Below are 10,230 nucleotides of genomic sequence, written 5' to 3' on the forward strand. Positions count from 1 at the left end.
GTGCTAAATGTCAATTCTGGTCTAACAGAGCCTTTCTATTGGCAAGCCAACATGATTGCCGTAGCGGCAACGGCCAATCCGAACTATGCGCCTCCTGTACGTTGACTTAAACAAGGTGAGCAGAAAGGTGTCCTATGGCTTCGAAATGCGCGGGACGGGGCGTGCCGTTCGGATATGACCCACAAACTGATAGGTTTGTATGGTTGAGCTCGGTACCGCTCGACAGGTACGGAGAGCGCTGCGGGCTCGGCTGCCCGTCCTGTGGCGGCAAACTGCAGGCCGTGCGGACTGCGACAAATACGCCTCACCCGTACTACAAGTGCTTCAGGCACTCTTCGCTGTCCTCGTGTGGCGGAGGTTTCGAGTCGCAGCTGCATAGGGCAGTTAAGTCTCTTCTGGCCGACTCGGTCGGCAGGGAGTTCCGCCTCCCGATGGTCTCCTTGGCGGACGCCGCGCCGCACGCGTCGAGGATGAGCGATTCCGGACGATGGGTTCACGATTGGCGGCAGACTTTCGAACAGGACGACCGCTGCGTCTATCCGGAGATCTGGGTGCCGTACTCGGCGAGAAAAAGCACCATCGAGGCCGTTGAGCTTGAGACGACTCAGGAAAACGGCCTGCGCCCAGATGCCGTCCTGACACTGAAAGATAGCCGTGGGGATCTCGGCAGGGTTGCGGTTGAAATTCGCGTGGAGCACCAAAAGTCGCTGGAAGACGCAGTAAAGTTTAGCGAGATCGGTCTGGACGTTATCGAGATAAATTTTGGCGGTATCGATTTGACCTCGGAGGATTGCGAATCATTGCTCCAGAGGATCGTATTCGGTGATCTGTCCCCGAGATGTCAGCGAGATAGGCGCCGCGAATGGCTTTGGGCTGCAAGGGCTGTATCGGTGCTGGATAATTACCATCCCTATGTAGACCAATCTGGTTTTTCTAAAAGTGAAAGGGCTCAGTTTTCATATATCGGCAGACATGCCCACATTGCCGTGGCAAAGGGTATCGGGAAGCAGGATTGGGGCAATCAGCCTCGCCTGACTTGGGAGGATTTGACTCGTCTATGCGATATCGTAGACGAGATCGATAGGGAGGCGGATTCCGAGATCGAGGGACCGGAGCTCGATTACTTCGGAACGATTGAAACGGATGCGGAATCGTACGATATGGCTGACGGGCAGGAAGATCAAGCTGTTCAACCAGATGAGAATGCAGCCGATGAATCCGATGGTTCTAACTCTGATTGGTCGAAAGGGAAAACCGACAAGAAACGATGGTGGCAGCGCAATCCCTTGAGCCGTTTCCTGAGCAGGTTCAAATAGCCGCCTTGCTTAAGCGCCATACCGATGACAGCTTGACTGTTAGCTGATATATCCGCCGTTGCATGTACTAACTTCATGTCACTCTAATCGGACTTCCCATAGAGAGGGGATGACCCAATGCACGGGTGCCATCTCAACGGCGGAAGGCTCAGGGGGCAACAGGACACTCGGCCTTCGAGAGTATTTATTTCGAGAGGCTCGTTTCGATTTCCGCGCGGCGGGCGTTGATTCGATTGCACTCCTCGGCATACTCCGTGGCGTATTCCGAAATGTCATAGAGCGATTCGAAATCCTTGTCGAAAAGCCGATCGCATAATTCAGGATATTTATTCCTTAGCGCTACTTCATTTCCGCAGCTCAACAGTATCGAGGCAAGGGAAGAAGAGTGGATTTCGGTGAGATTTTCGTCTAAATATTCAATGACCGAATAGGACATTTCGTCATTCCTGCGCGAGAGGATGATAGCGATAGGCTCAACCGTGCCAACCGACTTTTCTTGGAGTTCGATATCGCTCAGGAGTTGAAGGCTTGTCGGGGCGAAGGTTACCGGCCCCGATTTCTTTGAACCGATGTGAATCGCGCCAATTGCGAAGCCTGCTTTTGATCCGGATATCCAAATCTCAGCGTTAACTTTTGAGCGACGCTTGTTGACTGCACTCACATGTGTTGCGGTGGAACCGAATTCATTTAGGAATTTGGCTGCGATTGTTTTCATCTTAAACTTAGGCGCGATGCTATAGCCGAGGTCTTGGGGTTTAAGATTGCCTGCAATCGCTCGGGCATACACCTCATGAGGTTTGATTCGGCAATTGTGTTTGTCGATGCCCGCGAGATGACTGAAGTTGCCAGCAGAAAATGACACTTCGAGAAAACGAAGTGTCTTTGTACCGAAGCAAATAAGAAAAGATTTGCCATTCAAATTCTTATCGAACTGCTGGGCTAGTGAAATTATTGCCTCAGCTTCTTCCTTGCCGGCTAGACGCCCATAGCTGTTGCTTCTCATGAGGTGCCTCCTTTTTGGGAAAACTACCTCAATCGCTGAAACTGTCGTTATCGGTGCCGCAGCGGCAACATCTACTCTCTAAACAAATAAGGGCGCTTTCGCGCCCTTATTGATTCTCGGTTGCTGCCTGCCAGTCTGCTCTCCTAAACCGAAGTCTAGGCGCGGGGGCTTAGGCCCCTAGGCTTGAACGTACTCGAGGTCAAGCTCTCCAGGCGCGTCCACGTACACCGCGCCGAACGTCAGGTTTACCAGCCGAGTCTGGATCCCTTTCGAGATGTCTAAATTGTACCCTTACATGACAAGAAGATCAACATCATCCCAATAATAATTTTGATTTTGCTTTTAAGTCCAAGTTGAAGAGGCTGCGAGGGCAAAGATTGCCATGCCGCTGCGGCAAGACAGGCTGCGTCTCCCACGCCGTATCGTACGCTCCCGCATGCAATATCAATCCCCATACGAAGGGAGTGTCGCATATGCATGCAGCGGCAATTAACCTTCGGGGGGGGGTATCTCCTAGGAATACCCGCCTCCGAGGGCAGTCAATCATCGAGTACGTCCTGATCGCGGCCGTCATCGGTTTGGTAGTGATCTTCGCCGGCCCTCAGGTCTCCGGAGCCATCCGAAACCAGTTCAACCAAGTCACCAACACGGTCGACTCCGGGACCGAAGGCGACAGCTTCTTGAGCGCGGAGGAGAAGGCTTACCGCGAGGCGATGAAGACCGTTGCGAGCAAGGAAGCCAAGGACTGGACGCTCGACGAGCAGAAGGCGGCGGCCACCGACATCGCCAAGAACGGCACGTCGTCGGTTGTCTATGCCAAGGCCAAGGCCGCCATGGATGCGGGGACAACTTGGTCGGTAAAGCTGACGAACGGTAAGACGATGACCTACCGCATCATCGGTATCGACCACGATGACCTCGCGGACGGTTCAGGCAAGGCGGGGTTGACGTTTGTAACTACCACCTATAGAACATTTGGAAGCCAGAAGATGAACGCTGAGGGAACAACTGCCGGCGGCTGGGAGAAGTCGGAGCTCCGTCAGAAGATGAACTCCGGCGAGATCTGGAACCTCATGCCTGATGATTTTCAATCAAAGGTGCAAACCGTCACCAAATTGACGAACAACACGAAGGGGCAAGATCAAAACTCAATAGTTACTCCGACTAACGATAGACTCTATTTGCTTTCATCGACTGAACTCTGGGGTGATAAAGATGGCGATGGTACTCAATACGAATTTTATAGGGTAAAAGGCTGCACAAGCTCGAGTGCAAATTGGCGTTACATTCCCGGAAACATTTGGACTCGCTCTCTAGTTGGTAATTACGGATTTAGGTGCACAAGCAACGATGGTGGCTCAAATTGGACCGTTTCGAATGGCTCTAATACAGATATCTGCCCTGCCTTCTGCTTCTAATTCATCTTTCTGTCTCTAGATTCATCTGTTAAGCCCGCACAGCCCGTGCGGGCTTTCTTTTGCTTCCAACCACCCAGCCCAACACACGGGGCGCCCAAAAAGGCGCCCCGCAGCAAAACACCTTGTTATCATCCCCCATATCGCAAAGCTAAAAGCCCTGTTTCCGCCCTTTTGTCTATTCCTGCCCCTCTACCCGCGCGTTACCCCCTTACCTGTGCCGCTCCGCCACACAATTCTCACCGCCGCGGCGGTTTACCCACGACCCGTCAAAACCCCCGAACTCAACCGTCGCCCCAGCTACGCGCCACACTCCCCGTAGCCGAACCGCCTCCACAACACGTTCAAACTCCCCGCAAAATCTTCCTGTTCGATAACCACCTACCCGCGCATCTAGTAACCCGAATTGTCTCCATCTGCCCGTCCGACACATCGCCAGGCGCAATTCCTCACTATCCACCTGCCGCTCGGCCATCATTCCCGATAAACAAATATCGCCCGACTGGCTATTCTTGACCTATCCGGTTGCCTGCCGCGCGATCCGACGCCTGATCAGCATCGGTGAGCGCCGAGCGCGGAGGACGTGGCCACTAAGGGCCTGAAAGAGTCCGCAAGTGCTCAAAACTTGGCGAAAGGCGCAAAGGATGACGGGACCCATTTCGGATACCGAGTACCCAGGTGAGGTCGATATAGGCGGTTTTAGCAGACTACGTCTCCTGCCAGCGATTACCCTGAGAGGGAAAGGGTCTCGTAGGGTTCCGTAATTCAATGCGACCGATCGTCGCCTGGACAAGGGGCCGGACTTCATGGCCATATGCCGCGAATCCATAAACGCAAATTACCCATACCACGGATCCGCGGCACAGGCCTCCATGAGATAGGAGCCACATGTCCGCGAGCGGTTTGAAATTAAGGGACTACCAAGCGGAATGTATCGACATAATCGACAACCTTGACGGCGGCGCCCATCTGGTGCAAATGGCAACCGGCTTGGGCAAGACCGTCACGTTCGCGAACATCCACAGGCACGGCCGAATGCTGATTCTGTCTCATAGGGACGAGCTGGTGGCGCAGCCGGTCAAGTATTTCGATTGCCCCGTGGGAATCGAGAAAGCCGAAAGGCATTCGGATGGCGAGCCAGTCGTCTCCGGTTCGGTGCAGACCCTATCGCGCGGCACCCGCCTTGAGCGGAACTTCAAGCCGGGCGATTTCGACCTCATCGTGACCGACGAGGCGCATCATGCCTCAGCGCCAACTTACCGCAAGATAATCGATTACCTGCAACCCCGTCTCCACATCGGTTTCACGGCGACGCCGAATCGAGGCGACGGTAGGGGATTGGACGATATCTTCGAGGATATTGTCTTCCAGCGCGATCTCCTCTGGGGTATCCGCCGCGGGTACCTCTGCGATATCGACTGCATGCAGGTCGAGGTCGAATGGTCCACCGCTGGCGTGAAGCACGTCGCGGGAGACTTCCAGCTGAACGCCCTAAACGACGCCGTGAATCGCCCGAAATCGAACGCGCAGGTCGCCGAGGCATACCGCCGATTCCATCGCGGCCAGACTCTCATCTTCGCCTCGTCGGTCAAACATGCCTACGCGTTGGCCGAACTCATCGAGGGCGCGGTGGTCGTCGATGGCAAGACCCCGATGGACGAGCGCCGCCAGATTATCGAGGACTTCACCGCTCGAAAGATTCCCGTCATCATCAATTTCGGTGTATTCACCGAAGGCACTGACATGCCTCTCATCGAGACGATTCTACTAGCCCGGCCGACGCGAAACTCAACTCTCTATACGCAGATGGTCGGGCGCGGCCTGCGTCTCTACGAGGACCCCGAAACGGGGTACAGGAAAAAGAACCTGCTGCTGATAGACTGCGTGGGCGATTCCGATAAGAACGATATCTGCACGGCTCCGAGCCTGATCGGCATCGACCCGAGTGACCTCGATGAGAACGAGAAAAAGGCCATCCGTGGCCCTCTGTCGGGTCTACGCGACCGTATCGAGGCATCCGAGGACACTCCCGAGGGCTGGGTTCTCTCCGCCCGCAAGGTCGACCTCACATCATCGAGCCAGAATATCGCTTGGATTCGCCGCGCAGACGGCTCGAAGGTCATCCGAGGCAAGGGCTGGTCGGTTCGCATGCACGCCCCCGATATCCTCTACCGCGTCATGGTCGATTTCAACGGCAACAACAAGACTGTCCGTGAATATGACGATGAGACTGAAGCCGAGGCCGCAGTTCGACGCTGGTTAGACCACTATCCCGTACCCTCCCAAGACAGATCCCTATGGGACACTGAATCTGTCAAAAAATGGGGCAACAAGCCCGCCTCCAGCGCCCAAATCGGTCAAATTAGGCGCATGCTTGGTGACGATGCCGAGGCGATCGATGTCGAGCACCTAACGAAGCGCGAGGCGGCTGCGGTTCTGGATAACGCATTCGACAAACAGGAAAAGGCCTTCGCCGATATCTATGGTTTGTGTCCCAAATGCGGCCAAGCCCTAAAGCTCACTAAGAACAAGAAATCCTTCACTTGCACTTCGAACCACTGGTCACAAGATGGTTCATGGAGGCTGGTTTCGGGGTGCGGGACGACCTTCAAGGTAAGAGCCGACGGCCATTGCATAAAACCCGCCGACCTCAAGGCTATTCGCGAGAACGGCTTCTACGTATGGCGCGGGAAGAGGTACGCCTTCGAACCCGCCAGAAACCATGGCGACTTCAGTGCCATCAGATGCATCGGCGAAGCCGATGATGACTCCTGATGGATATACGCCCCCACATTTCACAACTCAAACCTGTCCAGCCCTAACGGCTGGACATTGCTTCATTCCTGGTCGATCGGAGTGCTTTCAATAGCATCCTCTCATTGACTGATTTCTTTAGTCATCCTCAAACCCAGATCACAACTGCTGTCCTTGCCGCAGCGGCAAGACCGCCGCAAACCCCCACACCGTCCCTACGATAGCGCCGTATCTATTAGCCCTGAGCGAAGGGAGCCGCATATGCATGCAGCGGCATTTTCGCCTCGGGGGGGGGTCGTTCCTGAGACGACCTGCCTCAGAGGTCAATCGATTATCGAGTATGTCTTGATCGCGGCCGTCATCGGTCTGGTGGTGGTATTTGCGGGACCGCAGGTCTCCAGCGCCATCCGCAACCAATTCAACCAGATCACGAATACGGTTGACGGTGGCACCGATGGAGACAGCTTCCTGAGCGCCGAGGAAAAGGCCTATCACGAAGCCATGAAGACGGTTGTGAATAAGGAGGCAAAGGACTGGACGCTCGACGAGCAGAAGGCGGCGGCCACCGACATCGCCAGGAACGGCACGTCCTCGGTCGTCTACGCCAAGGCGAAGGCTGCGATGGACGCGGGAACGACCTGGTCGGTGAAGCTGACCAATGGCAAGGCGATGGCCTACCGCATCATCGGCATCAACCACGATGACCTTGCCGATGGCTCTGGCAAGGCGGGCCTGACGTTTAAGGCGACCAACACCGCCTTGTCTACCCAGAGAATGAACGCCACCCAGACCAACGCCGGCGGTTGGGAGAAGTCGGAGCTTCGCGGCCGTCTCAACAGCGGTGACCTCTGGTCGCTTTTGCCCGGCGAGCTCCAGTCTAAGGTGAAGTCCGTCAAGAAGATAACCGATAACAAGGGCGGCGGTACCGCCGGCACGCCTTCGGCCACGACCGACAAGGTCTTCCTGCTCTCGATGACCGAAATCTACGGTGGCCTCGACTCCGATGGTACCCAGTACGAGTACTACAAGTCCAAGGGTGTGTCGATGTTGGAATATTCTGGAGCTTCGTTGAGCCTCGATTACTGGACTCGTTCGGTGCACCCGAGCAGCGGCGCGGGATTTCGCTATGTCTATTACGGCGGTCGCTATAGCAACGGCAGTGCGACGAACAACAGCTACGTGTTCCCCGCTTTCTGCTTCTAGCCAACCCTTCTAGCACCCAAATTGCCGCAGCGGCAAATCAGCCTCGCTAGACCCCATGACCCCTATCTTCAAACCATCAAAGACTTTGGCTTGAGAGGATACCTTCATGGCAGATAGCGAGGCTCGCCTGTTCGACGCAACTGGAAACAACATCGGCTCCTACAAATTCGAGGTGATGGACACCTTCTGGAAGCGCTTCATGGGATTGATGGGACGCCCCGAGATGCCAATCGGTGATGCCGGATTGTTCCGCAACTGCTCTTCAATCCACATGTTCTTTATGAAGATTCCCCTCGATGTCATTTGGTACGGAGCGGCAGAGCCAGATGGTCACGCACCCGTCTTGGCGGTATCGAGGGCCGTCAAGCCTTGGCAATTGTCGTTCGGCCCGAAGCACACTCAGGGATGCCTCGAAGTGACCGCCGGTACCGTCCCCATGAACCTCGATTCAATTGAGATCGTAACCACATCCTCCGACCGCCCGAAAGCAGCCGTGACCCCTCCCGACTACCGAGATATCGTTCGAGATCGTATCCAAGTGACCAGATGCTCTGATACCGCGGCTCACCTCGGTGGTGCTGCCGCACTTTTGCATAGCCGTGCCCTTTAGAAATACCTACACGCTACCTAATCGTTGCTGACGACCAACACAGCTGTCATGGTTCATTCGATTGATTTTCAAGAGCTTCTTCTCCCTGGCTGATTTTTTAGCCATTTCCCTCAATTTGAACACGCCAAACCATCCACTGATTTCTTTAGCCATTCTCAAACCCAGATCACAACTGCTGTCCTTGCCGCTGCGGCACATCGGTTCCATGCGGCACGTCGCGGGCTACGCTTCCCCATGATTTCAAAGCAATCCGAGAGGAGCCGCACATGAACGCAGCGGAAATTCCTTTCGGGGGGGGGTATCTCCGAGATTTACCCGCCGCCTGAAGGGGCAGTCGACGGTAGAGTACGTCCTGATCATCGCGATCATCGTTTTGGTGATATTGATTGCCGGGCCGTGGGTCTCATCCGCCATCAGGAACCAGTTCAACCTCGTGGCAGGGGCTATCGGGTCGGGCACCACGGGCGAGAACTTCTACGAGCCGGTGGACATCCCCGACCCCAACAAGGGTACTGCGTTCGCGGTCTACTCAGCCGATGACAATAGCCTCATGTTCTACAAGCGCCGCGGCGTGCCTAAGGCGGGAGACATGTTCAACTACCGCAGGGTGACCGATGTTTACACGGGGTATGAGACGGGGACGTATACGCTTGTCGAGACTCCTACCAACCGATATGGCTCGTCGACCGCTCCCTGGGCGGCGCATCAATCGCAGATTGAGGCGGTCAAGATCGTAGATGATCGCATCGCCCCTAAAAGCGTAAGCGTTTGGTTTTCGAACATGACTAAGCTCAAGTCCGTTGATGTCGCACGGCTTGATACATCCAAATGCACCCAGATGGCCGATACTTTCTTCATGGCAACACAGTTGCAGTCACTCGATCTTTCCTCATGGGATGTCTCAAGTACATACAACTTCAACTGCATGTTCCAAGAGTGCCATTCGCTTAAGAACCTTGATATTCGAGGTTGGTCTGCGCACCCTGATAAAGCAGGGCTGTTCGGGATGTTTTTCGACTGCTTATCCCTGCAATCCCTCGACCTTTCGGGCTTCGATCTCGCTTCGACGGTCAATGCCAACAAGATGTTCGGCCATTGCCAATCCCTATCGAAAGTTTCCCTTGGTCTAAATTGGAAATGGGTCATCTGTGATAATGGTGAAGGTACTAACTCATATCTTCCGACTCCCCCAGCCGACACCATCCCCGGTGCCGACGGTAAGTGGTATAGCGTTTCGTCTGGCAGGGGATACACACCGCAGGACATCCCGAAAAACACTGCCGATACCTACGTTGCGTCTAGGGGTATGCTTGCACGATAGGGGAGACCCTAGATAGCGCCCCGCGCAGGCGCACCGTGATACTTCCAGATTTTCCGTTTCGACTACCTATGTAGCCGCATAGGCGGATAGCTACGTACCTCGGTAGGCGTGCGGTCCAGTACGTGCGAAGACACCATTGCCGCAGCGGCAAGACCGCCCCAAAGCCCCGCTACACCCCTACCCTTGGCTTGTATCTACCAACCCTGAGCGAAGGGAGCCGCGTATGCATGCAGCGGCATTTTCGCCACGGGGAGGGGTATCTCCTAGGAGTGCCCGTCTCCGTGGCCAATCTATCATCGAGTACGTACTGATCATCGCGATCATCGGCCTAGTGATCGTGTTCGCCGGACCCGGCGTGGCGGGAGCCATCCGAAACCAGTTCAACCTGGTCGGAAACACGGTCGACACCGGTACCGACGGTGGCAATTTCATGAGCGCGGAGGAAAAGGCCTATCAGGAGGCGATGAAGACCGTCGTGAACAAAGACGCGAAGGACTGGACGCTCGATGAGCAGAAGGCTGCAGCCACCGACATCGCAAAGAATGGCACGTCCTCCGTTGTCTACGCCAAGGCGAAGGCCGCGATGGATGTCGGCACAAAGTGGTCAA

General features: G+C 55.2%; 9 protein-coding genes. 7 read left to right on the plus strand and 2 right to left on the minus strand.

Annotated features, from left to right (window positions below; translation table 11 throughout):
- Positions 1 to 470 precede the first annotated feature (470 nt).
- Entirely contained in the window at positions 471 to 1,316 is an 846-nt protein-coding gene (locus tag DWX39_RS10295; RefSeq protein WP_147336403.1) for a hypothetical protein, read from the plus strand.
- A gap of 184 nt (positions 1,317 to 1,500) precedes the next feature.
- On the opposite strand, the gene DWX39_RS10300 is transcribed toward DWX39_RS10295, so the two are convergent.
- A complete protein-coding gene (locus DWX39_RS10300; RefSeq protein ID WP_117759838.1) occupies positions 1,501 to 2,319 on the minus strand; it encodes a PBECR4 domain-containing protein in 819 nt (272 codons plus the stop codon).
- A 473-nt stretch (positions 2,320 to 2,792) separates the two neighbouring features.
- On the opposite strand from DWX39_RS10300, the gene DWX39_RS10305 reads away from it, so the two are divergent.
- The 4 genes from DWX39_RS10305 to DWX39_RS10320 all read left to right on the plus strand — a co-directional run bounded on the left by DWX39_RS10305 (position 2,793) and on the right by DWX39_RS10320 (position 8,301).
- Entirely contained in the window at positions 2,793 to 3,737 is a 945-nt protein-coding gene (locus DWX39_RS10305; protein WP_117759840.1) for a DUF6273 domain-containing protein, read from the plus strand.
- Positions 3,738 to 4,622: 885 nt separating this feature from the next.
- Positions 4,623 to 6,509: a DEAD/DEAH box helicase gene (locus tag DWX39_RS10310; protein WP_117759842.1), complete on the plus strand. Its 1,887-nt coding sequence runs from the start codon at positions 4,623 to 4,625 to the stop codon at positions 6,507 to 6,509.
- A gap of 324 nt (positions 6,510 to 6,833) precedes the next feature.
- Positions 6,834 to 7,691, plus strand: a complete 858-nt coding sequence (locus tag DWX39_RS10315; RefSeq protein ID WP_117759844.1) for a DUF6273 domain-containing protein — start codon at positions 6,834 to 6,836, stop codon at positions 7,689 to 7,691.
- Positions 7,692 to 7,797: 106 nt separating this feature from the next.
- Entirely contained in the window at positions 7,798 to 8,301 is a 504-nt protein-coding gene (locus tag DWX39_RS10320; protein WP_117759846.1) for a DUF192 domain-containing protein, read from the plus strand.
- 6 nt (positions 8,302 to 8,307) lie between these two features.
- Here DWX39_RS10320 and DWX39_RS11050 read toward each other — a convergent pair whose 3' ends face one another.
- Positions 8,308 to 8,508, minus strand: a complete 201-nt coding sequence (locus tag DWX39_RS11050) for a hypothetical protein (protein WP_147338937.1) — start codon at positions 8,506 to 8,508, stop codon at positions 8,308 to 8,310.
- A 226-nt stretch (positions 8,509 to 8,734) separates the two neighbouring features.
- On the opposite strand from DWX39_RS11050, the gene DWX39_RS10325 reads away from it, so the two are divergent.
- Both DWX39_RS10325 and DWX39_RS10330 read left to right on the plus strand, forming a co-directional pair.
- Complete coding sequence (locus DWX39_RS10325; protein WP_147336404.1) at positions 8,735 to 9,622, plus strand: BspA family leucine-rich repeat surface protein; 888 nt, start codon at positions 8,735 to 8,737, stop codon at positions 9,620 to 9,622.
- 223 nt (positions 9,623 to 9,845) lie between these two features.
- Positions 9,846 to 10,230 (plus strand): hypothetical protein (locus DWX39_RS10330; protein ID WP_117759850.1); only part of this gene is annotated, 385 nt, incomplete at its 3' end.

It is taken from the genome of Collinsella sp. AF19-1LB (assembly GCF_003459655.1).
Taxonomy (GTDB): Bacteria; Actinomycetota; Coriobacteriia; order Coriobacteriales; family Coriobacteriaceae; genus Collinsella.